General features: G+C 71.8%; 19 protein-coding genes. 8 read left to right on the forward strand and 11 right to left on the reverse strand.

The features are described 5' to 3' along the window. Nucleotides 1–160: 160 nt before the first annotated feature. The 4 genes from GA0070621_RS05580 to GA0070621_RS05595 all read right to left on the reverse strand — a co-directional run bounded on the left by GA0070621_RS05580 (nucleotide 161) and on the right by GA0070621_RS05595 (nucleotide 5,969). Nucleotides 161–1,207, reverse strand: a complete 1,047-nt coding sequence (locus GA0070621_RS05580) for a hypothetical protein (RefSeq protein ID WP_091192104.1) — start codon at nucleotides 1,205–1,207, stop codon at nucleotides 161–163. 168 nt (nucleotides 1,208–1,375) lie between these two features. Then, nucleotides 1,376–1,864: a hypothetical protein gene (locus GA0070621_RS05585; RefSeq protein ID WP_157739860.1), complete on the reverse strand. Its 489-nt coding sequence runs from the start codon at nucleotides 1,862–1,864 to the stop codon at nucleotides 1,376–1,378. Between the two features lie 6 nt (nucleotides 1,865–1,870). Continuing rightward, a complete protein-coding gene (locus GA0070621_RS05590) occupies nucleotides 1,871–3,787 on the reverse strand; it encodes a hypothetical protein (RefSeq protein ID WP_091192107.1) in 1,917 nt (638 codons plus the stop codon). Continuing rightward, entirely contained in the window at nucleotides 3,762–5,969 is a 2,208-nt protein-coding gene (locus GA0070621_RS05595; RefSeq protein WP_157739861.1) for a hypothetical protein, read from the reverse strand. Before GA0070621_RS05595 ends, GA0070621_RS05590 begins: the two co-directional genes overlap by 26 nt. A gap of 269 nt (nucleotides 5,970–6,238) precedes the next feature. On the opposite strand from GA0070621_RS05595, the gene GA0070621_RS05600 reads away from it, so the two are divergent. After that, nucleotides 6,239–7,780: a hypothetical protein gene (locus GA0070621_RS05600; protein WP_157739862.1), complete on the forward strand. Its 1,542-nt coding sequence runs from the start codon at nucleotides 6,239–6,241 to the stop codon at nucleotides 7,778–7,780. 23 nt (nucleotides 7,781–7,803) lie between these two features. Here GA0070621_RS05600 and GA0070621_RS05605 read toward each other — a convergent pair whose 3' ends face one another. Further along, nucleotides 7,804–8,253: an iron chaperone gene (locus GA0070621_RS05605; RefSeq protein WP_091192111.1), complete on the reverse strand. Its 450-nt coding sequence runs from the start codon at nucleotides 8,251–8,253 to the stop codon at nucleotides 7,804–7,806. A gap of 44 nt (nucleotides 8,254–8,297) precedes the next feature. After that, entirely contained in the window at nucleotides 8,298–8,753 is a 456-nt protein-coding gene (locus GA0070621_RS05610) for a carboxymuconolactone decarboxylase family protein (protein WP_091192113.1), read from the reverse strand. 164 nt (nucleotides 8,754–8,917) lie between these two features. Between GA0070621_RS05610 and GA0070621_RS05615 the strand changes: the two genes are divergently transcribed. Further along, complete coding sequence (locus tag GA0070621_RS05615) at nucleotides 8,918–11,164, forward strand: ATP-binding protein (protein ID WP_167666626.1); 2,247 nt, start codon at nucleotides 8,918–8,920, stop codon at nucleotides 11,162–11,164. A 65-nt stretch (nucleotides 11,165–11,229) separates the two neighbouring features. On the opposite strand, the gene GA0070621_RS05620 is transcribed toward GA0070621_RS05615, so the two are convergent. The 3 genes from GA0070621_RS05620 to GA0070621_RS05630 form a co-directional block, all read right to left on the reverse strand. After that, nucleotides 11,230–12,342: a serine hydrolase domain-containing protein gene (locus GA0070621_RS05620; protein ID WP_157739863.1), complete on the reverse strand. Its 1,113-nt coding sequence runs from the start codon at nucleotides 12,340–12,342 to the stop codon at nucleotides 11,230–11,232. 311 nt (nucleotides 12,343–12,653) lie between these two features. Beyond that, the gene (locus tag GA0070621_RS05625; RefSeq protein WP_091192117.1) at nucleotides 12,654–14,027 is read right to left on the reverse strand and encodes a cytochrome P450; all 1,374 of its coding nucleotides are present in this window, start codon (nucleotides 14,025–14,027) and stop codon (nucleotides 12,654–12,656) included. A gap of 37 nt (nucleotides 14,028–14,064) precedes the next feature. Next, nucleotides 14,065–14,334 carry an acyl carrier protein gene (locus GA0070621_RS05630; RefSeq protein ID WP_091192119.1) on the reverse strand — a complete coding sequence of 90 codons (270 nt, stop codon included), beginning with the start codon at nucleotides 14,332–14,334 and terminating at the stop codon, nucleotides 14,065–14,067. Between the two features lie 97 nt (nucleotides 14,335–14,431). Here GA0070621_RS05630 and GA0070621_RS05635 point away from each other — a divergent pair, with 97 nt between their 5' ends. Next, entirely contained in the window at nucleotides 14,432–15,721 is a 1,290-nt protein-coding gene (locus GA0070621_RS05635; protein ID WP_167666627.1) for a type III PLP-dependent enzyme domain-containing protein, read from the forward strand. Here GA0070621_RS05635 and GA0070621_RS05640 read toward each other — a convergent pair. Then, nucleotides 15,690–16,415, reverse strand: a complete 726-nt coding sequence (locus GA0070621_RS05640) for a formylglycine-generating enzyme family protein (RefSeq protein WP_091192122.1) — start codon at nucleotides 16,413–16,415, stop codon at nucleotides 15,690–15,692. The genes GA0070621_RS05635 and GA0070621_RS05640 overlap by 32 nt on opposite strands. Continuing rightward, the gene (locus GA0070621_RS05645; protein ID WP_091192123.1) at nucleotides 16,412–17,242 is read right to left on the reverse strand and encodes a formylglycine-generating enzyme family protein; all 831 of its coding nucleotides are present in this window, start codon (nucleotides 17,240–17,242) and stop codon (nucleotides 16,412–16,414) included. The genes GA0070621_RS05640 and GA0070621_RS05645 overlap by 4 nt, the downstream gene beginning before the upstream one ends. A gap of 428 nt (nucleotides 17,243–17,670) precedes the next feature. Between GA0070621_RS05645 and GA0070621_RS05650 the strand changes: the two genes are divergently transcribed. The 5 genes from GA0070621_RS05650 (at nucleotide 17,671) to GA0070621_RS05670 (ending at nucleotide 23,001) form a co-directional block, all read left to right on the forward strand. After that, nucleotides 17,671–18,627, forward strand: coding sequence for an LLM class flavin-dependent oxidoreductase (locus tag GA0070621_RS05650; protein ID WP_157739864.1), 957 nt, complete (start codon nucleotides 17,671–17,673; stop codon nucleotides 18,625–18,627). 208 nt (nucleotides 18,628–18,835) lie between these two features. Beyond that, nucleotides 18,836–19,885: a radical SAM protein gene (locus tag GA0070621_RS05655; protein WP_157739865.1), complete on the forward strand. Its 1,050-nt coding sequence runs from the start codon at nucleotides 18,836–18,838 to the stop codon at nucleotides 19,883–19,885. Then, complete coding sequence (glmS, locus tag GA0070621_RS29425; protein ID WP_157739866.1) at nucleotides 19,885–20,352, forward strand: methylaspartate mutase subunit S; 468 nt, start codon at nucleotides 19,885–19,887, stop codon at nucleotides 20,350–20,352. Before GA0070621_RS05655 ends, glmS begins: the two co-directional genes overlap by 1 nt. Further along, a complete protein-coding gene (locus GA0070621_RS05665; protein ID WP_091192128.1) occupies nucleotides 20,339–21,742 on the forward strand; it encodes a hypothetical protein in 1,404 nt (467 codons plus the stop codon). Before glmS ends, GA0070621_RS05665 begins: the two co-directional genes overlap by 14 nt. Next, nucleotides 21,739–23,001 carry a glutamate mutase L gene (locus GA0070621_RS05670; protein ID WP_167666628.1) on the forward strand — a complete coding sequence of 421 codons (1,263 nt, stop codon included), beginning with the start codon at nucleotides 21,739–21,741 and terminating at the stop codon, nucleotides 22,999–23,001. The genes GA0070621_RS05665 and GA0070621_RS05670 overlap by 4 nt, the downstream gene beginning before the upstream one ends. The last annotated feature ends 17 nt before the right edge of the window (nucleotides 23,002–23,018 follow it).

The raw sequence follows: 23,018 nt of genomic DNA on the forward strand, positions 1-23,018 counted from the left end.
GGGAGCCCGACCTGTCCTGGGCGGTGCGGGGTGGCAGGAGCAACTTCGTGGTCGTGGTCGCGGCCGAGATCGAGCTGCTGCCGCTGTCGAACGGCGGTGATCGAGGCCGCCGAAAGTCGCCGGGCGCGGGCCGCCCCGATACCGGCTGGGTGCTGGATCCTCAGGACGGTGCGTCGGCCGTGCGTCGCGGCTGGGGATCGCGTAGTGAGGTTGGGGAGAGGAACGGCTGGAATGGGCGGTCGTCGACGATCTCCGGCAACCGGCGGGCCACCCCGGCGAGGAGGTCGGCGACCTGGACTCGCGGATCGTCCCGGGAGTCGACCATCACCAGCCCGACCAGGGGTGAGATCCCGGCCGGCGACGGGTCGGTCTCGTCCGGCGGCGAGGAGCTGGCGTGGTCGGTGAGTACCTGCTGGAGGCGGCTCAACCGGCCGGCCGTGAGGGCACTCTGCTCGTCGTGGGTCACCAGCACCTGGCGCCTTCCGCCGCCGCTCCAGAACAACACGGTCTCGGCCAGCGCCGGCAGCATCGGCTCCAGCGGTGGCGGGATCGACCGGTCGTCGGCGAACAGCCTGGCCAGTACGGCCTGCACCCGGGTGCGGCTGAGCCCGTCGAGGATGTCGGTGGCGGGCGCGTCGAGCCCGGCTCGTAGCAGCGCATCCCGCACCTGGAAGAACCGTTCCAGGGCCAGGGGATCCGGCCGATGCCGCCGTTTGGTCCGGACCAGCTCGACAAAGGCGGAGAGAAAGACGCGCCAGTCGCGATCGGCCAGGTGCCTGGTCCGGTACAGGGTGAGGGCGGCCGGACGCTGGTCCTGGGTCAGGCGGGTACCGGCCGCGTACGACGGCTCGGCCAGCAGCAGGTCGACGATTCGGGTGACGAGGAAGTACTCCTTGTCGACCAGATGGACATGCGCCCGGCCGCGCAGTTCCGCCAGGAACCACTCCAGGGCCTCGCCCGCTGCCGGGTTGCGGAGGAACTGCCCGGACTTGAACTCGTTCGGCGAGAATCGGAACCCGGACCGCAGCGCCGTGATCAGCTGGACCGCCTCGCCGATGCGCAGGTCGACACTCGCGTGGGTGATCACCGGGGTGGCGCGATGGAGCAGGTTGGTGCCGGAGAAACCGGACTCGTCACACGCGATCTCCACGACGGCGCCGGCCACCGTATCCGTCGGTGGCAGCCCGCCCTGAAGCGGCAGCCTCATACCGATTCCTTAGCGTGCCCGGTGCCAAGCGTCGCCCATCAACGTACCGCACGACCTGCTCAGCACCCCGACGCTCGGCGCCGTCCTGATCGGGCGGGGCGCTGGCGAGAACTCGCACCCGGACCTGACGGCACGCGGTCAGTGGGGTCAATCCGGCCGTTCTCCCGGCTACCGGGTCACCAGGTAGGCGGTCAGCCCGGCCAGGGCCAGCCCGATCAACACGGTCTGGGCCAGCAGCACCGTGACGAGGGTGGCGCTGCGCTGTCGGACCCAGCGCCCGGTCGCCTCGTACGCGGCCAAGAGCGCCTCGGTCTGCCGCCGCTGCTCGTCACAGACGGCCTGGGCGACGTTGCCGGCCATCGCCTCGACCGTGGTGGTGAGCTGCCGCAGTCGGGCGTCCAGTTCGGTGGCCGCGGTGTCCGCCTGCTCGTCACGCCGCTCCACGGCGAGGTCGGTGCGCCGACGCCAGCTCAGGTCCTCGTTCCTCGACCGTTCGAGCTCGGCGCGCAGTTCGGTGACGGCGGTGACGACGCCGTCGTTGATGATGCTCCGCACCTGCTTGTACGACTGCTCCAACGGTTCGGTGATGGCCTGCTGCAAGATCGCGTGAAACTCCGACACGCCGTCGACCGCGTCGTTGTTCATGGAAGTGGCCATGGTCCCCTACCTGCCGTGTCTGATCGTGTCGTATGCCCGGGCGCAGTCGAGCACCGCGAGGCTGGCGCCGAACGCCTCCAGCGGGTCGGTGGCGGCGGCCACGGCCCGGATCAGTTCGGCCCGCCGCTCCCGGTAGCGCGCATCGAGGCGGGCCGGGAACTCGCCGGCCACCCGGACATGCTCGTCCAGTGCGTCGCGTTCCCGGTCCCGCCGCTTCCGCCTCCGCCGGCCGGTGTCGGTGGCGGCGACGATGGCCTGCTCGGTGTCGGTGAGCGAGGTTTCGAGCCGACGTCGCCGGACCTCGTAGCCGGACGTCGTCTCGGCGATCTCCCGTCGGATCGCCGAGATCCGCTCCCACACGCCACGGTCGAACACGCCGGCGATCTCGCCCGAGGCGTTCCGGTACGCCGTGACGAGATCAGCCGTCAGCCGACGGTGGTACCTGCCGGACATGCGCCCGAAGAGGCCTGCGCGTTTGGCGGAGGCCCGGTCACGGATCGCGGCGAAGCGCGTTTCGATGATCGGACCGATCCGGGCCGGTACGGTGTCCCGGATCGGTCCGGTCGCGCTGGCGAGGACGGTGGCGGGCAGCGAGTCCCGGAGCCGTCGCTCCTCCTGCCGCCAGGCTGACCAGTGGCGGCGAAACGCGTCGTTGAGGTCCCGCTCCGCCTTGGTGATGTCGGGTGGCTCGCGGCGGGAACCGGTGTCGGGCAGCGGCGGCGCCGTGAACGCCACCGGCCCGACGGCCGCCACCCGGTGCTCGGCCTCGGCCAGGTCGGCCAGCTCGGCGGTCACCTGTTCGAGGATCGCGACCAGCCGTTGCCGGCGCTTCTTCTGCCGCCGCACGTCGAGATCGGCGGACTCGACGGCCTGATCCAGCTCCCGGCTGCGCGTCGCCCGCACGGACTCGGCCACCGCCTTCGCCTCGAACGCTCGCCGCAGCCGGTTGATCGGTCGTACGGACTGGGCGAGGTCCTGCCGCAACTGGTGCAGCGCCTCGTCGCGCAGCTCGATGGCGGGGTGCCCGGCGTCGTCCGCGACGAGTGTGGACCAGCTCTTGCCGAACTCCAGCGGATAGAGCCAAGACAGGTCGGACCGTTCCAGCTTTGGCCAGTTGGCCACGTCGAAGGCGGCCCGGATATCGCTGCGCAGGGCCGGCAGCGTGCGCTCCTCGGGAGGAACCGTGTCCAGCCACTCACTCGTGTCAAGGTTCGAGTACGCGTAGGTCAACACGACCCGGAACTTGCTGAGCTGGCGTGGCCAGTGGCGCAGCGCCTCGATGCCGAGGGCCGCCGGACGAAGCGGCGGCAGGTGGTTGACCAGCGCGACCAGGATCACGACGTCCGAGGCGGTGACCCAGGTGTCCAGCAGCAGACGGGCGTGCCGGTCCTCCTGCGCGTTGACCGCGTTCACCCCTGGCAGGTCAAGCACGTCGATGGCGGTCCCGTCGCGGTCCCGGAAGCAGGAGATCGGTAGACCGATCTCCACCACCCGGTCCAACGGCCACCGGCCGCGCTCGACCGCGTCGCGTACCTCGGCGATCCGCTTTCGCATCTCGTCCTCGGTCAGCTCCTGCGCCTCCTCGGGGTCCACCCGCCAGGTCCAACGGTCGGTCGCCGCGGCTCGGTAGCGGGTGGCCGTGGGGGTGGCGGACATGCCGGCGGGGCGGCCCGCCCGCAGGGTGTCGCCGATCTCCTCCATCCGGTCCGGATCCACACCGAGCAGGGTGAGCAGCAGGGTCGTCTTGCCGACCTGGGTCTCACCGTAGAGCGACGCCGTCACCCGGGGCCGTGCCGACGGCAGCTCCCGTCGGATCGCGGGGGCGAGGTCGGCCAGGAAGCGGTCGTACGTCTCGGTGGCCCAGCGCAGGCGGTTCTGGTACAGCTCGGTGGCGATCTCAGCCCAGCGTGCCGAGGTGTCCATGAAACGCCTCCAGCAGGTCGAGCCGCCGGGCCTGGACCGACTGGAGAGTGGCACGCAGCCACTCCCGGCGGGCCAGCGCCTCGTCCAGGCCGTACGTGCGGCGCAGCTTGCCCGCCAGGATCTCCCGGGCCAGACCCATCAGCTCGTCGTACGCGGCGACCCGGTTGTCGAGCTCCATCCGATAGATCTCGCTGATCGCCGTCTCGGCCGCGCTGAGCTTCGCCCGAAGACCCCGGTTGATCATGTCGATGGTGACCACCGCCGTCGCCGCGGCGACGCTGCCGACCACGACGGACGTCACGGCCCGCCCGACCGCGGCCCCAGCACCGCCGCGGGCGGCGGTCGCCAGGGCGCGGATGGTGGAGATGTCGGCCAGCCCCGCGCTGCCCGCAGCCGCGGCGGACTGGCCCGCGACCGGCCGCGTCAGCCCGGCGATGCTGGCCCATGCCCGGACGATGCCCTGCTGGGCGCGATCCCACTCGCGCAACCGGCCGGCCAGGTCCTCCATCGTCCTGGTGACGGCGTCGTCGGAGGCGGGTGCCAGGGTTCCCGGGACCAGGCCGACGAATTCCGGCACGACGCTGCCCATCCGGGCCCAGTCGAGGGCCAACGCGGGCAGCAGGCGCACCGCCGTCTCCAGTTCCGGACCCGGCCGCCGGTCCACGTCCTCGACCGGGGCGGGCTGGGTCAGCCGCTCCACCTCCGCGAGCGCGTCCACCGCCCGGCGTTGCAGGGCGGTCAGCGGAATCACGGCTCCCTCGGTCCGGTCGCCATGCTCGCCGGCGGGCGCGTCCGGAAGACTCCAGGTCAGCTCCGTTTCCAGCCCGGCCGCCTTGTACTGCCGCTGAACCACCGCGGCCAGGACACGCGGCAGCACCTCGGCCACCGGAGAGTCGTCGCCACCGCCCGTCCATGCCTCGAGTATCAGTGCCTCCTGCGCGCTGTGGATCGTCGTCGGGCGGAGCGAGATCCGTCGCACGGTGCGCCCCCAGAACCGCCCCCATTTCTCGTTGCGGTCCTGGTGCAGCTTCAACGCCCGCCGCAGTGCCGTATCCCTGACCTTGACCAGTTCCTCTCGCAGCCCGTGCTCGAACCGGTCGCGCATGGTCGCGACCGCGGTGTCGAAGCTACGCAGCAGGTTGCGCATCTCGCGCTCGCTGTCGGAGCCGGTGGTGTCCAGGTACGTCTCGAAGGACCGCTCGACCCGATGGACCAGGTTCCCGAGGTCGCCCGCGACCACCCGCTCCAGTTCCCGGATTCGCACGTCACCGGCACCGGCGGTGTAGCCGAGGTCGACGAGCGCCGCACGCAGCTCCGCGTAACACGGTGCCCCGGGGTCTCCCGGCCAGACGCAGAAGATGCCCTCGGCCGGCCGCCGGTAGCGGCCCGCCGCGGTGGCCCGCAGCTTCTCTTGCGCGGTGGGGTCACCGGCGATCGGGTCGCAGTGGGTGATGGCGACCAACGGCAGCGTCCCGGCCAGGTAGCGGTCGCGAAGGTCGACCAGCGCCGCGCTCGGCGCGTCCGTGGCCAGGTCCTGCTGGTGGGTGACCAACAGGGTACGGGCCGCACCGACCAGGGCCTGCCGCATCAGCTCCTGCCAGAGCTGGTTCATCTCGTCCTGTGGCTCGTAGCCGGGCAGCAACAGCAGCCCGCTCGACCGGGGCGGTGCCTGCGGGAACAGTAGCCGGGGCACCCGCAGTTCCAGGACGAGTACGTCGCCGTCGTCCTGGCGCATCGCCGCGGCCCACTGGTCCGGGCCGACCGGCGTCTCCTCCCACCGGGCACCGGCGGCATCGGTGACCAGGGAGGTCAGGTAGCCCTCCGGGGCGTCGACGTCGTCCTCGACCAGGAAGATCGGCATCCGCTCGCCCTGACCGCGGGTGCCCCGTAGCCACTGGCTGTCGAGCCCGTAGAGGGCCCGTACGAGCGTCGTCTTGCCGGTGCCCTGGGTGCCGGCGACCGCGATCATGTGTCGCCGGGCGAGCAGCTCCGCGATCAGGGTCCGCCGCAGGACGCCGCGGCAGGTCGCCTTGGCCTCCTCGCCGTCCTCGCCGAGCACCGTCAACGCGCCGGAGAACCGCAGCAGGGCCAGGTTCAGCGCGGTGAGCCGGCCGACGTGGGACGAGGCGTCCCCGCGTTCCGCGCCACCCTCGTCAACGACTTCGTGCACATTCTCGGACACATGGCCTCCCGCGACCGCGATGGCTGCGGCGGATGCTGGACAGGGCAGCCCATCACGGTGCGTATGGGCTTGCTGTGCACATCGTCGAGCAGACGCCGGAGCGCCGGACACTGTCCCTCCAGTCCCTTCTCGACACCGATCAGTCGACGGAGGTCACCGAACGTGACAGATTCCTGCCGGTGGGCTTACGGGACCCGCTCGGCGTACGAGGAGATCCTGACCGGCTCGCCATCCACGTCGGACAGGCAGTTCCTCTACAAAGGTGAGACATGACTCGATCCGACAAGTTCAGGATCCGCTATCAGCCGTCCATGGCTGCCGCTCTCGCCCAGATCATGCGCTCCGGCGGCCACGCGCCATCGGCGAGCGCGGCGATCGACCTGCTGGTGGAGGGCGGTGTCACCGACCACCGGATCGGCGGCGTCGCCGCGGACGAGTTGCGGGAGAAGCTGGCCCGCGTGCGGGACTGGATCGACTGGGCGGCGGACCGTTCGGCGGACAACGCCGTACTGGTCGACACGACGCTGATCGCGACCGTCGCCGCGCTGACCCTCGGCGAGCGGCCGGAGCGGAGCCTCACCGCGCCGACACTGCTCGACCTGGCCACCTTCGCGCGCGCCGTGGTCTTCTACGACCGGGTGTTCGTCCTGCCCGGCGCCCGCGCGGCCGCCGAGGCGATCAACGCCGCGCTCGGGGAACCGGTCGTCGTGCCACTGACCGTGACGTACGAACTCGATGAGAACGACGCCCTGTACGGCCTCGGCGCGGTGCTGGGCAACCTGTTCGAAAGCGCCCGGATGGAGCTGTCCGCGGTACGGTCCGCCCTGCCCAGCACCGCGCTCGCCGCCGACCTGCGGGCACTGGCCGAGGGCTGGGGCGTGCTCCTGGGCAGGCGGGTGTCCAGGGCGGAGGTGCTGCTGGACGAGATGGCGGAGTGGCACCACTGGGACAGCAACGGCCCCGGGCTGCTTCTCCGGCTGGTCGCGGCCGAGGGGTCGGGTGGCGGCGGCCACCACGACGCGGTGGAGCTGTTTTCGCGACACCCACGGCTGGCCCGGCGTCTCTACGGTTCCGAGGAGCTGACCACCCTGCTCAGCGAGTGCAACCACCGTGCCTACTTCCACCTACGGCTGTCGTACCTGCTCAGGCTGCCGTACCTGGGCAGTGCCTCCCGGTTGCCGTTCCGCAGCCACCTCTACCAGCACGCGGCGTTCGCCCACCATCGGCTTCTGCTGCTCGCCGAGGCCGAACGCCTCGCCGACCGCGGCAGGTTCCACGTGCCCGAACGGCTCGACCTACCGATGCCGGTGCTCGCCTCGATCGCCCTGCGGCAGGCGTCCACCCCGGCGGACATCCTGTCCCAGATCGCCCAGTTGCGGGCCCGGTCGACCGCGCTGCGTCGGCACCGCGCCGAGTACGAGCGGGCCCTGCGCGACGGCGACAACAAGCTGCTCGGCCGGCTGCGCAAGGCGGTCGCCGGCGACTCCGACGGGCTCGTCCGTACCCTCGCCGGGCCGGTCACCCTCGCCGCGGCCGGTACGCTGGCCGCCGCCGCCTCGCCCACGACGGGGCTGACCCTCGCCCTGATCGGTGTGCTCACCGGGATCGGGAACCTGACGACGGAGCACCGGGAGGCGGTGGTTTCGCGCCTGCTGCGCCCCGCCAGTTGGTTTCTCACCAGCACCGCGGACACGGCGCGCGGCATCGGGTCCAACCGCGGGGACATCGTACGGCTGTGGCGGCTGGACGACGACGAGGCCGACTGGCTCGGCACCCGGCTGGCGGCGCTCGACCACATCGGGCCGGCGTGATCGAGCGCCACCGACCGGGGTCCTCAGCTCACCGCCCGCCGAACGAGCGCGCCGATCCTCGCCTCGTCGTCGGCGGTCAGCTCGGTCAGGGCGAACGAGGTCGGCCAGACGGCGCCCTCGTCGAGGTTGGCCCCGTCACTGAAGCCGAGCGTGGCGTACCGCGTCTTGAACTTGGCCGCGCTCTGGAAGAAGCAGACCACCTTGCCGTTGCGGGCGTACGCGGGCATCCCGTACCACAGCTTGGACGTGAGGACCGGCGCGTTGGCCTTGATCACGGCGTGCAACCGCTCGGCGATCACCCGGTCGGACTCCGACATCTCGGCGATCTTCGCGAGCACGTCGCTCTCCGGGTCGGTCTTGGCGCCCCGCCGGGCGCCCGTCTTCAGCTCCTTGGCGCGCTCCCTCATCGCGTCGCGCTCCTCGTCGGTGAACCCGTCGCGGTTCGTGGCGGTGCTCTTCGTCGTGGTCGACATGACAACCTTCTCTCTCTGTGACGTGCGGCTACGGGCGGTACTGGTCACCACTTGCCCGCCTGCTGGCGGGTCGGCGCGTTCAGCCGGTTGAAGGCGTTGGTGATCGCGATGTTGAGCAACAGCGCGGCCAACTCCTGCTGGTCGAAGTGGGTGGCGGCCACGTCCCACACCTCGTCCGGCACCGGGTCCGGTCGGTCGGCGAGCCGAGTCACGGCCTCGGTCAGGGCCAGCGCGGCGCGCTCCTCGTCGCTGAACCACGGCGTCTCCCGCCACGCGGCGAGGGCGTCCACCTGGTCCGCGGTGGCGCCGTGCTGGCGGGCCTGGTGCGCGCCCCCGGCCACGCACGGGCCGCAGCCGTTGATCTGGCTGGCCCGCAGGTGGCTCAGCGCCAGCAGCCTGCCGTCCACCCCGGCGCCCGCGATGGCCCTGTTGACTGCCGTCAGGGCCGCCATCGCCTCGGGGATCAGCACCGCCGGGTTCGGCATGCGCTCGGTAGACATCGCTTCTCCTTCGTCGCCGGTGTCTCTGACAGGAGTCATCCGACCACCGGCGTGCCGGGGGCCGCGCGGTCCGTGGGACACCGTGGGACACCAGGAACCCGGTCTGGCAGCGCAGACGCGGTGCCGATCCGTTTCGGCGGAGCGGGACGGGTACGGTGTCGCACGTGTCCAGCCCCCAGGAACGACTGGTGGCTCAGCTCGCCCGGATCAAGGAACTGAGCGGGCTCAGCCTGCGAGCCCTTGCCCGTCAGGCGGGTCTGAGCAGCTCGTCGCTGTCGCGGTACCTCACCGGTCAGCTCGTACCGCCATGGGAGGCCGTCGCGGCGCTGTGCCGGGCCGTTGGCCGGGACCCCCGGCCACTGCGGGCGGTGTGGGCCGAGGCGGCCAGGGCCGGCGCGGCGCCCGCCCCGCGCCGCAACGACCTGCCGGCCGACCTGTTCGACTTCACCGGCCGGGATGCGGAGTCTGCGCTGGTCGAAGAGCTGCTGCGCACGGCCGGCGCGGCCGCGGTCGACGGCATGGCGGGCGTGGGCAAGACCAGCCTCGCCGTGCGCGTCGCCCATCGGCTCGCCCCGACATATCCGGACGGCGGGCTCTACCTCGACCTGCACGGCTTCACCCCGGGTCAGGAGCCGCTGGAGCCGCATACCGCGCTGGGCCGGCTGCTGGGCGCGTTGGACGTCACGCACCCCCCGGCCGGCACCGCCGACCGCGCGGCGCTCTGGCGGTCCGAGCTGTCCCGCCGGCGGGCGCTCGTCGTGCTCGACAACGCGGTCGACGCGGATCAGGTGCGCCCGCTGCTTCCCGGCGCGGGAAGGTCCGCGGTCCTGGTCACCAGCCGGCACCGGCTGGTCAGCCTGGACGGGGTGCCACCGGTGTCCCTGGTGCCACTGGCCGACGCCGACGCGGCGTACCTGTTCGGCCGGGCGGCCGGGCTCGCGCTCACCGACGAGAATGCGGTCGGCCAGGTGCTACGGCAGTGCGGTGGGCTCCCGCTGGCGCTCCGGATGGCGGGCGCGCGGCTTCGTCACCGCCCAGGCTGGACGGTGGCGGTGCTGGCCGAGCGGTTGTGCGCCACCCCCGGCCGCTTCGACTCCGCGTTCGGCATGTCGCTCCGGCAGCTCGACGCGGTGCAGCGCCGCGTGTTCCGGCTGCTGGGCGTCCTGCCGGGGGCCGACTTCGACGTGGCGGTCGCGGGCGCGCTCACCGACCTGCCACCCGACCGGGTCGGCGCGGCGCTGGAGGAGTTGGTCGACGCGCACCTGCTCCAGGAGCCCTCGCCCGGGCGGTACCGGATGCACGATCTGATCCGGCAGTACGCGGCGGACATCGCCGCCGACGAGGAGCCACAGGCCGAACCCGCCCTGCGTCGGGTCCTGAGCCACTGTCTGGCGCAGGCCGTCGCCCACGATCGGACACTGCCCGCGCCGCACCGCCCGTACCCCTCGCCGGGAGATCCGGCGAAGGCCATGGCCTGGTTCGACCTCGAGTACGTCAACCTGGTGGCCTGCTTCGACGCCGCCGTACGGCTCGGCGTGGACGAGGTGGTGGCCGAACTACCGCAGGCCATGCGGGTCTGGTTCTTCCGGCATCGCGGAACCGACGACCAGGTACGCCTGCTCGAAGCCGCCGCGGCCGCCGCGGCACGTCTCGGCCGCGACCAGCAGCGGGCCGCGCTGCTCGCGGACCTCGGCTACGCCCGTGCCGCCGCCGGACGCCTCGCCGAGGCGCTCTCCGCCTACGAACTGGCCGAGCGGTCCGGGCCGGACGACGACCTCGCGGCCGGGCTGGCCCTGCGCGTCGGTTTCGCGCGCCGGGATCTCGGCGACCTGGAAGCGGCGCAGGCGCGGTTCCGGCGCGCCCGCGAGCTGTTCGAGAGGATCGGAAACCACGCCGGGCAGGCACAGGCGCTGGCCTTCGACGGATGGGTGACACTTCACCTCGGGCGGCACGGCGAAGCCGTCGAACTAGCCCGGGCCTCCGTCGCCCTGACCGACGGGCCGGCACGGATCACCGGGCTGGTCACCCTCGGTCTCGCGCTGGCATCGCACGACCCGGCGGAGTCGCTGCGAGCGCTGCATGACGCGTTGCGGCTCTCCGAACGGAACAATCTTCAACACAACCAGGCGTGGTGCCACAACTATCTCGGTGTCGCGCTGCGGATCATGGGTTCACCCGAGAAGGCGCTCGAACACCACCGGCGCGCCTTCGAGCTGCTGGAACCGCTGGCCGAGGTGCAGTTGGAGATCGACTGCCTGCACACCTACGCCGAGACGTGCCGCGCGACGGGCCGCCATGACGAGGCGCTGGCGCTGCTCGACCGGACCATCGCGCTCGCGCGTGAGCTGGGCCGGCCGTACGACGAGAAGCTCGCCCAGGCGGCGCGGGAGAACGTGCTCGCCGCCTGCTGAACCATCGCCCCCCCGGCCGGGCGGTGCGCCGACAGCGGGACAGGTGGGTGCGATGGTCTGTCGACTCAGCCGGCCTGCGGCACCCGGAGCGGAGGCCGGCTGACCTCCAGGTCGGCGTACACGGCCTCGACAAGGGCGTGCCGGCGGGTGACGGTTGGCACGTCGGCCAGACGGCCGTTCCAGTACATGGCCATCACGACCTCGGCGTCCGGGTCCACCACGAGGCTGGAGGTGTTGCCGCCGGCGTGGCCGTAGGCGCGGAACGAGCAGGAGCGACCGAGTAGCTGCGGCAGGGTCATGAACCCCAGCCCGTATGCGAAATCGGTGTCCGACAGGACGCTGCGCGCCGTGCCGGGCCAGTGTGTCGCCGTCAGCGCCTCGATGGTCGCCCGCCGGGCGACCTCGGTGCCGTCGGCGGCGCGGCCGGTCAGCAGCGCCTCGCCGACCTCCCGCAGGTCGCGCATGCTGCCCCAGACGCCGGTCCCGGGCAGGGGGAGCTGAGCTGCCATGACCATCTTCTCCAGTCCGACGGCCTCCTCGGGCGGCGCTGTCGGCGCGACCGGCAGCGCGGCGTCGCCGTCCCGGACGAGCCCGAGGGTCGCCGAGATGCCGAGCAGCGAGAACATGGACCGGTAGCTGTCTCCCGGGGTGGTCCCGTCAATGGTGGTGAGCAGCCGGTCCAGGACGAACCAGTTCGTGATCGGGTTGTAGCTCATCGAGCTGCCGGGTCGCTGCTGGACCTCGGCGGCGCAGATGACCATCCAGATCAGAGCCTGCGCCTGATCCCAGTCCGGCATGTCCTGGCCGTCGGTGTCGAGGGTGACGAGGGGGTCCGGCACACCGGTGGTGTGGCTCAGCAGATCCCGGACCCGCACGGCCTCCTTGCCGCCCTCGCCGTACTCGGGCAGGTGCTCGGCGACCCGATCGTCGAGGTCGAGTCGGCCGTTCTCCCAGGCACGGGCGAACGCCAGTGCGCCCAGCGGCTTCGACGAACACGTCCAGGGCACCGAAGTCTCGGGGGTGATCGGCGAACCCAACCCGTTGTCGCCGACGGCGATCTCGTGATGGACGCCCGCGTGCGAGATCGACAGTTGGACGCCGGTCTCGACGCCGTCGGCGATCTCCTTTTCGAACAGGACGCGGAGGTGAGGGAACGAGTCGAGCGCGTCGACGGACACGACAATTCCTTCCATACGGGAGGCGGCGGCTGACGTGGTAGGGATCCATGCAGCCGGATGCCCAGTCTAAGCGCAGGCACCCCGGCCGTGGGTGTACACAGTGGTCCGACGATCAATCATGCTCGGGGTGTAGTCGGATTCTCGACAATCATCGACGTCATTTTCGATCTCGCCGCGCCGCGATTCACTACGGGTCGTAGACCTGGCTGCGGTCGATTCGGCCGATGGTGAAGTACCGCGCCGAGGGATAGGTGGAGATCAGCTCGCTGAGGGGCGGGCGCGTACCGGCTGACCCGGCGCCTCCGGTGGGGTCAACCGGCGGCGCGTGGTCGTACGCTCCGCACCGTCACCGGTACCCCGCCCCGGGGCCACATGGTGGCCACGCCGGTGGGCTGGACCGGCGGCCCGACCAGCGACAGGTCCGTGCGGCGGGCAAGTTCCGCGATCAGCGCCCGTAGCTCCAGTTCGGCGAATGCCCAGCCGATGCATTTGCGGTAGCCGCCACCGAACGGCACGAAGCTGAACGGCGCTGGCTCCCGGTAGTCGGGAGCGGTGCTGTCCCACCTTTCCGGACGGAATGCCAGCGGGTCGGGCCAGTGCTGGGGAAGCCGGTGGGTCACGTACTGGGAGTAGAGGACCTTGCTGCCGGCGGTGATCAGCTCCCCGGCGAACTCGAAGTCCTCGACCGCGGTGCGCCCGGTCAGCACGCCGGGCGTGTAGAGACGCAGGATCTCCGACACCGTCCAGCCCACGTAGGTCATCTCACCCAGCAGGTCGGCGGTCAGCGGCTCGTCCCCGGCGACCCGGGCCACCTCGGCGCGGATCCGGTCGTACACCTCGGGATGGCTGAGCAGCGCGTAGACCGCCCAGCCGGCGGCGGAGCTGCTCGAGTCGTACCCGGAGGCGATCAAGCTGATCACCTGGTCACGGATCTCCAGGTCGGCGAGCTGGTCCCCGTCGTCGGCACAGGCGGCGAGCAGGGCGTCGAGGACGTCGCCCCGGTCCTCCGGCTCCGCGCGCCGCTTGGCGATCTCCGCCCGGACGAGCTGGTCGACCCGACCCCGGGCCGCCATGGCCCGACGGTAGGCGGTGCCGGGCAGGTCGTGGTCGAAGCGGAGAAACGGCGAACGGTTGATGTACCGCAGCGCCGTCTCCAGTTCCCGGCCGATCTGGTCGGTGTGGGCCTGGAGCCGGTCACCGAAGAGCGACCGGATCGCGATCCGTCGGATGCACGACCGCACCGCGTCGAAGGCGTCGACCGTCCCGGCCGCCGGCCAGCTCTCGATCATGCGATGGATCTCGCCGACCATGACCGGTACGTAGCCCTCGATCCGTCGCCGGACGAACGCGGGCCGCACCAGGGCGCGCCGTCGCCGGTGGTCCTCCCCGTCGCTCACCACCATGGCCCGCGCGCCGACCACCGGGATCAGCAGGCTGAGCACGTCCCGGGAGAGGAACCGTGGACGGGCCGGGGAGTCGGTCAGCAGCAACTGGTTGGCCTCGGGGCCGAAGAGCATCACGTAGCGCTGCGACCCGAAGCCGAACGCGCACACCGGCCCATAGCGGGAGTGCAGGTCGAGCAGGGCGTCGTAGGGACGCCCCAGCAGGCCGCGGACGTACCGCAGATGCCCCGGCCCGGTCGGCCCCGGAAGACGTCGCCGCCGGTGCTCGGTCGACCCGGTCACGCGTCATGCCCCCCTCTGCGTTACCCGCCTGTTCCCGCTACGCCGACCGGACCATCGAGGTGACGACCGCTTCAAGCGAAGCGAAAGTGGCAAATGTTTCCCGCACGAGAAGATCGGCGGGAAACTGCGCGCCGAACGTCTCCTCGATGTCGATCACCAGATCGATCGCGGACAGCGAGTCGAGCCCCAGGTCGGGCAACGGGAGCGTCGTCCAGTCCACATCGTCGGGGACCTTGCGCAAATGGTTGACGATCACGGCGCGCAGCCTGTCGTGGATTGCCTCCGCCGTCGCCTGCACGTCGCTCATGAGTCCCCGTTTTCATATCGGTCGCCGGTCGGGAAATCGGCCGCGCTGCCTGATCTCTGCTGTCCCGGCTCACGAACTCGCGGCTACAGTAACGCACGTGAGCGAGCCTCTGGAAGACCCGCGACCGGCGACCGACCATTCACCGGAGTCGACTTTGCGGCACCTCGCGACCGAACTGTCGACGCCGCTCCTCGTGCACGACCGGGCCGTGCTGCGCCGACGCGCCGGGGAACTGCGGCGGGTGCTGCCGGCCGACGCGGTCCTGCTCTACTCGCTCAAGGCGAACCCGCTCCCACCGGTCGTCGCCGCCCTCCAGGCCGCGGGCTGCGGCAGCGAGGTCTCCTCGCTCGGCGAACTCGCCGTGGCGCTGGGCACCGGGGCCCCACCCGGCCCGATCCTCTACACCGGCCCCGGCAAGTCGGTCGCCGAGCTGCGGGCCGCGGTGGACGCCGGCGCCATCCTGTCCTGCGAGTCGGCGGTGGAGGTGGCCCGGGTCCGGGAAGCCGTGCGACCCGGCCCGACCGCTCCCCTGCGAGTCGTGGTCCGCGTTCAGCCACCGAGCCGTCCGGCGGCCGGCCTTTCCATGTCGGACGGCCGGCAGTTCGGCTTCCTGGTGGACGAGGCGATCGAGTTCTGCCGACGCCCCGGAGCGGGTGTCGAGGTGCTCGGCGTCCACTGCTACCTCGGCTCGCAGCTGCCCACCCCCGACGACCTTCTCGCCGCGTTCGCGCACGTCGTCGACGTGGTGGGGAACATCGCGGCGGAGTCCGGCGTACCGCCCCGCATCGTCGACGTCGGCGGCGGCTTCCCCTGGCCCTACGCGACACCCGGCCAGGGGCCGGACCTGACGTCGCTGGCCGCCGGCCTGCCACAGGTGCTGGCCCCGCTGGCGGCGGCCGGCGCCGAGGTCTGGTTCGAATCCGGGCGTGGTCTGGTCGCCGCGGCCGGGCGGCTGCTCACCACCGTGCGGGACGTCAAGCATCGGGCCGGCACCACCGTCGTGGTGGTCGACGCCGGGGTCAATGTGCTGGGCGGCATGTCCGGGCTCGGGCGGGTGCTGCGCCCGAGCACCCAGTTGCGCAACCTGTCGAACCCCGACGGGCCGCGGACCACCGTGGACGTCGTCGGGCCGCTGTGCACTCCGCTCGACCGGCTCGCCGTCAACTCGACGGTCGCCGCCCCGAGCGTCGGAGACCTGCTCTGCGTGGAGAACGTCGGCGCGTACGCGACGACCGCCGCGCTGTCGGCGTTCCTCTCCCGGCCACCCGCGGTCGAGGTGGTGGTCGACGGTGACGAGGTGGTCGAGGCGTGGTCGCTGGCCACCGGCCACGTGCCGGTCGCGCTCTCCGCGCCGCTCAGGGTCGCCGAGCCGGTACGGGCAGGCTGAGCACCCGGAAGCCGATGTACGGCACGGCGCTCAGCTCGTCCGCCGTGAAGATCGTGGCGTTGTCGAAGCTCTCCGGGTTCCGGACGGTGTAGGCCCCGCCCTTGATCACGCGCGAGCCGAGGCTCTCCGCCTCCGCACCGCCGGGTGCGGTCAGCGGATCCTGGCACCACTCGAAGACGTTCCCGGTCATGTCGTGCAGACCGAAACCGTTGGCGGGAGTGTGGCCGACCGGCCGCGGACCGGTGGCCGCCGGCGCGTACACGGGTCGGTCGAAGTCGTTGCCGAGCGCCCAGCGGAAGCGGGCCGGCCCGGCCGCGGCGTGCCGCCACTCGGCGGCGCTGGGCAGCCGGCACGGCACGCCGGTGCGGGCCGCCAGCCAGGTGCAGTAGGCGATCGCACCGTGCCAGGTGACCCAGACGACCGGCAGGTCGTCCAGGGCCCGATCGATCTCGACGGTGCCGGCCGGTGTCGTCCGCAGGCCGGTGCCGGCGGTCGTCGGGAGGCCGTGCAGGAGCGGGGCGGGAGCGCGGTCCAGCCCCTGGTCGACGAGGTAGTGCCAGTACTGCCGGACGGTCGTGAGGGTCGCGGCCAGGCGAAAACCGGCCGTGGGGCCACCCCCGTCGTGCGGCGTCGGCGGAGCGGGTGGCACGTCGACGAAGGTCGGCGTTGCGGTGGTGGACCCGTCGACCGTCATCGCGACCGGGCCACCCGGAAGCCGTAGACCTCGCACTTCGTGTCCTCGTACGCGGCCATCCGGCTCGCCGGGCCGACGTCCGCCGCCGGGTCGACGAACGAACCGCCGCGTACCACGCGGAACGCCCCCTTCGCGACCCCGGTCGGGTTGCGGCTGGGCTCGGGGCCGTAGGGGCCGTAGCGGTCGTGGCACCATTCCCGGACGTTGCCGAGCATCCCGTACAGGCCCGCCGCGTCGGCCGGCAGGCTCGCCACCGGTGTCGGCGCGGGCTGCCCCGGCAGGAAGTTGCCCGCGAGGGTCTCGCCCGCCCGAAGCCGTCGGCAGGCGGGGCCCGCGTCCGCGGTGTTGGCGGCGTCGCCCGGCGCCACGGTCTCGTCCGGGTGGCCGTCGCGGCAGGCGGCCTCCCACTCCGCCTCGGTGGGCAGCCGGTAACCGTCCGCGTCGAGATCGGCCTCGCGGGCGCGCAGGTCGTAGATCGGGCGCAGACCCGCTGACCGGGACAGCCAGTTGCAGTAGGCCGCCGCGCCCCAGTAGCTGATCTGGATCATGGGAAAGTCGCCGCAGCCGGGTCGGAGCTCGAAGCCGCCGCTGCGGTGCACGACGAAGCACGGATCGATGCAGTCGATGTCCAGATGGCCGACGTCGCCGGGGCGGTCGCGCAGGAAGGCGTGGAAGTCGGCCGCGCTCACGCACCGGTCGCCCAGGTCGTACGCGTCGAGGTGGACCTCGTGCGGCGGCTGCTCCCGCGCGGTCAGGTCGGACGAACCGACCACCAGTCGCCGCGCGGGGAAGGCGATCATCGAGAAGTTCCGCAGTTCGGTGAGCATGCTCGCACCTCGGTCGTGGAGCCGTCCGCTCTGGACGGGTCGGACGGAATCACGGCGCTACCACAAGGACCGTAGCGCCGACCGGCATCGATAGGCAACGCGCCCGGAGGAGCCCGCCGCGGCGTCAGGGAGTCATCCCCACCGGCAGCGGCGGGCCGATCGTGCCTGCTCGTGCCGGTCGGTCCAGATCGACGCCGGTCGGGCCGGCGCGCACCGGCGTGCCAAATGGTGGACAGCGGCCTTGTCGGAGCCCGCCGGGTCCGCCACACTCGGCCGTGTGGCGGGGGGTAATCACGCTGCTCCGTCGGGTAGACCACGTCGCCGCGTCAGGCTCGTCCGGGGACGGACCGGATGCCGCGCCCGCGCCGTGCGGCGCGTCCCGCCCGCGTCCCGCCGGCGATGGTCCCGAGCACGGGGAAGGATGCCGAGTGGCTGACTGGCCGATGTCGCTGAGCTTCATCGTCCCACCGCACTCCGAGAGCTTCGGGCTCGGGCAGAAGCTGTCCACCCAGTCCTACCTGGACCGGCTGGTCGCGTACGCGCGCGCCGCCGAGCGCGCCGGCGTGGTCGGCGCCTTTGTCTACGACTTCCCGGCCGCGATGGACCCGTGGCTGGTCGCCTTCGACCTGCTGGCCTGTTCGCCGACGTTGCAGCCGGTGGTGGCGGTCCGACCGCACCAGGAGGCCGCCGAGTCGGTCGCGCGCCGGGTGGCCGACCTGGAGTTCCGGTTCGGGCGGCCGACGCACGTCAACATCGTGGCCGGGGCGACCCGGACGTCCCGCGCCGCCGACATCGACAAGGTCGCGGCTCGGCGTCGGCTGGCGGAGTTCGCCGAGGAACTCCGGACCGACCTCGACCGCCGGCGGTACGCCGCCGGGGAGTGCGCCCCCCTGCTGGTGACGCCCTCGTCCTCGACCCCGGGGGTGGTGCCGGTCGACTGTGTCCTGATGATGGCTCGGCCCCGGGCGACCCTCGCCGAGGACGTCGCCCGCGTACGGGCGGAGCAGGGCGTGGACCGCGTCGCCATGCTCGTCGGCCTCGTGGTGCGGGAGACCGAGGAGCGGGCCTGGGAGGCAACCACGCGGCTGTACGCCCCGGACCGCCGCCAGGAGGTGGCCGGCAGGCTGTTCATGTCGCAGGTCGTCTCCAGCGAGCACACCGCGAGCTATGCGCTCGCCGAGGCGCGGGAGATTCACGACGAGCGGCTGTGGTACGGCGCGCCGATGCGGGGCATCGACGCGCCGAAACTGGTCGGATCGGTGGCGCAGGTTTCCGCCTGGTTGCGGTCGTGTCGCGATCTCGGCGTTACCGACGTCATTGTCGACCTACCTCCGGATCCCGCTGAATTCGGACACATCGCCGATGTCTTCGTCTCGGGAGCCTGAGTTGTTGTTCTTGGATCATCGATGCGGGACGTTCGACGGGATTCCGACAGCACCTTGCCCGGTTCGAGTGACGGGGGTTAATATCCGTCGAGGTTGAATGGGGGACAATGTCGTCCGACTCGTTCCGGCCTGCTCGCACCGATGCGCATTCGTCCGATCGCGGCGGTGGAAAACTGTCGCGGATATCTCGCTGCAGGGGGGAGCGAAGGTGACCTTCAAATCTCTGGAAATGAGTCGCGTCGGCGGGGGTGCCCTGCGCGCAATCGAGATCGGCGTCACCTCGCGCTGCAATTTCCGCTGTGACTACTGCGGCGCGTACGATCTGTTGGAGCGCAAGATCCTGTCGGTCGAGGACGTGGCCAACGTGATCGACACGCTGCCAGACCTTCAGCGGGTCAAGCTGTCGGGCGGCGAGGTGCTGCTGGAGTTCGACATCTGCGAGGGGATCGTCGAGTACTGCACCAGCAAGGGCATCGAGACCCAGATCAATTCGAATGGCACGGTGCTCGACGAGGCGAAGTTCGAGCGTCTCGAGGCGGCCGGGCTCGGCGTCCTGCACTTCTCGCTGAACCACACGGACGCGGCCGGCCACTCGGCCTTCTACCGGGTTCACGAGAAGATGTTCCCCAAGATCGTCGCGGCGATCAGCAGGTCGGTCGCCTCGTCCTCCATCGACACCGTGATCGAGACGATCCTGTTCGACGAGACCGAGTCGCGAATGGCTCAGGTGCACCGCTTCGCCGCGGACCTGGGCGTCCGGAAGCACGAGATCCAGATGGAGATCCCGAGCGTCCACCAGGGGTACGAGAACACCCTCGATTCCGATCGGATCTGCTCCGCGATCGCCGATCTCGTCGAACACCGCGACCCCCGCACCACCCTGTTCTTCAGCTGCCTGTCGGCGTACCTGCGGCCGGGCAGTGACGGGTGGAAGCGGCTGCAACCGCTCTTCCGCGACCCCGGCGTGATCTATGCCAGCTGCATCGAGGGCAAGGCCCAGCTGCACCTGCACTCCAACGGCGACGTCATGATCTGCGAGCTGGGCAACCCGGACGTGATCGGCAACGTCTTCGAGACGGACATGCTGACCATGTACGAGGAGAGCCCGAGGCTCAAGGCGTTCGTGCAGAGCAAGCACGAGGACCAGACCTTCTCCTGCTTCCGGCACTTCGACAAGCCGGGGCAGAAGGTGGCCAACCCGGGCGGGGTGGCACTACTCGGAATGCCGACGCGCGTCGCCAAACCCGCGTCGGAGTAGTGGACGCGCCACCGGGGCCGGTGCCCGGCCCGGACATCCTGGACGGCGCGTCCGGGCCGGGCGTCGTGATCGGCGTGGTTGGCCACGACATCCATGTCGTGGCCAACCGCATCCTGACCATCGGCCTCGCCGAGGAGGGCTTCCGCCCGTACAACCTCGGCACCAGCAACGACATCGTGGACTTCGCCGACGCGGCGTGGGAGACCAGCGCCCGCGCGGTGCTGGTCGCCTCGATCAACGGTGAGGGCGAGGGCGCGTGTGCGGGTTTCGGCGCCCACTTCGCCGCCGCCGGTCTCGCCGACGTCCTCCTGTACGCCGGCGGGAACCTCGTGGTGGGGGACCGGCCCTCCAGCGAGGTGGAACAGCTCTTCACCGGCTACGGCTTCCACCGGGTCTTCCACCGGCCCCCGAGCTTCCGGCAGGTGTTCGACGCGCTGAAGCGGGATCTCGGCGATGTTCGGCGCTGACGACCCCTGCCTCGGCGACATCGAGAACGAGCGGGAACAGGTCATCCGCGCCGGCGGCTCGACCGAGCTCGACCTCTCGACCGCCCGCCGATACCTGGACTCGCTGCCGCGCAGCCGCTTCGCGTCGGTGGCCTACGGGCGCGAGCGGGAACGCCCGTACATCCAGCCCCGGGGCGGTTTCCCCGGCTGGGACCAGCAGCGCGCGCTGACCCTGGCGCTGCGGGAGGCGGGCGCGGACTTCATCCCGCTGACCATCGACAGCTACACCCGTCACAATGACTACCGCACCGCCGCCAAGCTGCTCGCGGCCGGCCACAGCGAGGGGCATGACCTGCTGAACGGGTATCCGCTCGTGAGTCACGGCCCCGCCCGTACCCGCGCCCTCTACGAGGGGGTCGACGCCCCGGTGAGCCTGCGGCACGGCACCCCGGACGCCCGCCTGCTCGCCGAGGTCGCCCTGGCCTCCGGGATCACCGAGATCGAAGGCGGCGCGCTGTGTTACACGCTGCCCTACGCCAAGAGCTACCCGGTCGACCGGGCACTCGTGCACTGGCAGTACGTGGACCGCCTCTGCGCCCTGGTCGGGCCCGCGGACGCCCCGGTTCACCGGGAGTCGTTCGGCCCCCTGACAGCGACCCTGGTGCCGCCGGTGACGACCGTCGTCGTCGGGCTCTGCGAGCTGCTTCTCGCCGCGGAACAGGGCGTCCGGTCGTTCGCGGTCAGCTTCGGCCAGACCGGCAGCTTCGAACAGGACGTCGCCATCGCGAGGGTGTTGCGTCGGCAGGCCGCCCGGCTGCTCGCCCGCGTCGGCCAGCCGGACGTGCGGGTCGGCGTCGTCTACCACCAGTGGATGGGTGCCTTCCCCGCCGAGCCGTCCCTGGCCTGGCAGCTCATCGCCGTCTCGGCCGCGCTGAGCCGGCTCGTCGGCGCCGACAAGGTGGTGGTCAAGACGCCGGAGGAGGCGATCGGCGTCCCCCGGATCGAGAGCAACGTCGCCGCGGTACGCGCCGTCCGCTACGTGCTCGACATGTTCCCCGACGCGGCTCCCCTGTCCAGCGAGGTGATCGAGGAGGAGGACGACCTGATCGACGGCGAGGTCACCGAGGTGATGGACCACGTACTCCACCAGGCGACCGGCTCCCTGCTCGCGGCGGTCCACCGGTGCGTCGTCTCCGGGGCCATCGACGTGCCGTTCGCTCCCCACCAGCAGAACGCCGGTCGGCTCATCACCGACCGTGGACCGGGGCGGAGGATCCGGATCCTGTCACCCGGTGCCGTGCCGCTGTCGACGGCCCACCTCCGGCGGGAGCGCGAGCTGCTCGGCGCGCGCCCCGACGACCGGAGCCTGCTGTGGGAACGCCTGCTGCGCGACGTGCGGATCCTCGCGTGACGTCCGGCGGCACGCTGCTCGTCGACGTGGGCAGCACCGTCGTGAAGGTGTGCACCAGGCTGCGGGCCGACCGCTTCTCGGCGGTGGAGCGGATCGGTCGCATCGCCGGTGTCAGCCCCGGCGACCAGGTCGGCGAACTCGTGGCCGAGCGGCGGCGGACGAGCGGGGTGACCGCCGTCCGGGTGTGCAGCTCGGCCAACGGGGGAGTGCCCGTCGGCATCCTCGGACTCTCCGGGCGGCACAGCGTGGCCGCGGCGGCCAGGGCCGCGGTGGCGGCCGGCGGCAACGTCCGGTACGAGCGCCTGCTCACCGGCCCGTCCAACATGCCCGCCCCGCCGGTGGACGTCCTGGTCCTGACCGGTGGGGTCGACGGCGCCGACCACCACCGGCTGCGCGACGCGCTCGCCGGGACCCGGCTGGCGGACCACCCGCACGAGATCCTCGTCTGGGCCGGGGCGGACGCCGCCGAGGTCACGGCCCTGCTGCCGCCGCACCGCAGGGCGACCAACGTCCTCGACCGTCATCTCCGGCCGTGTCCCGGCGGGCTCACCGACCTGGTCCGGGACATCTACACGAGCGACCTCGTCGGCCGCAAGGGCCTGGGTGCGCTGGCCGACGTCACCGAGGCGCCGATCTGGCCCACACCGGCGGTCGTCGGTCTGGCGGCGGAACGGCTCAGCCGACATCGCCTCCTCCCCGACGTGGCCGCGCCGTTCGTCCTGCTGGACGTGGGAGGTGCCACCACCGACGCCTTCGTCTGCGCGGAGCTGCGCCGCGGGCACCCGCCGCGCGGCGGCCCGCCCGACCCCTCCGTCGTCCGGCACGTCTTCACCGACCTCGGTGTCGCGGTCTCCGCACCCGCGCTGCTGGGCCGGCTCGCCGCCGATCCGGGCCTGTTCGAACTCGTGCGGGCGGTGGCGCCGGAGCGGTCGCGCGGTCTCCACCACGACCTCAGCGCCGGCCACGCGACCGCGCTCACCGCTCCCGTGGGCTTCCTGTGCTGCCTGTTCCTGGCCCTGCGGCGGCTCACCGCACCGGACGGTCCGCACCAGATCGACGTCGGTCGGGCGGCGAGCATCGTCGTCACCGGCGGTGCCCGGTCAGGTGCCTCGACAGCCCAGATCCACCGCGTCGTCGACGCCGCCGCCGGCGGGTCGGAGCAGCCGCGCGAGGTGGTCGTCGACCACCACTACCTGCTGTGGGCGTACGGCATCCAGGACGTGCCGGCCCGGAGCCCGGTGAGCCCGCTGTCGTGCTGACCTGCTGATGCCGGGCT

The sequence above is a fragment of the Micromonospora narathiwatensis genome (genome assembly GCF_900089605.1).
GTDB lineage: Bacteria > Actinomycetota > Actinomycetes > Mycobacteriales > Micromonosporaceae > Micromonospora > Micromonospora narathiwatensis.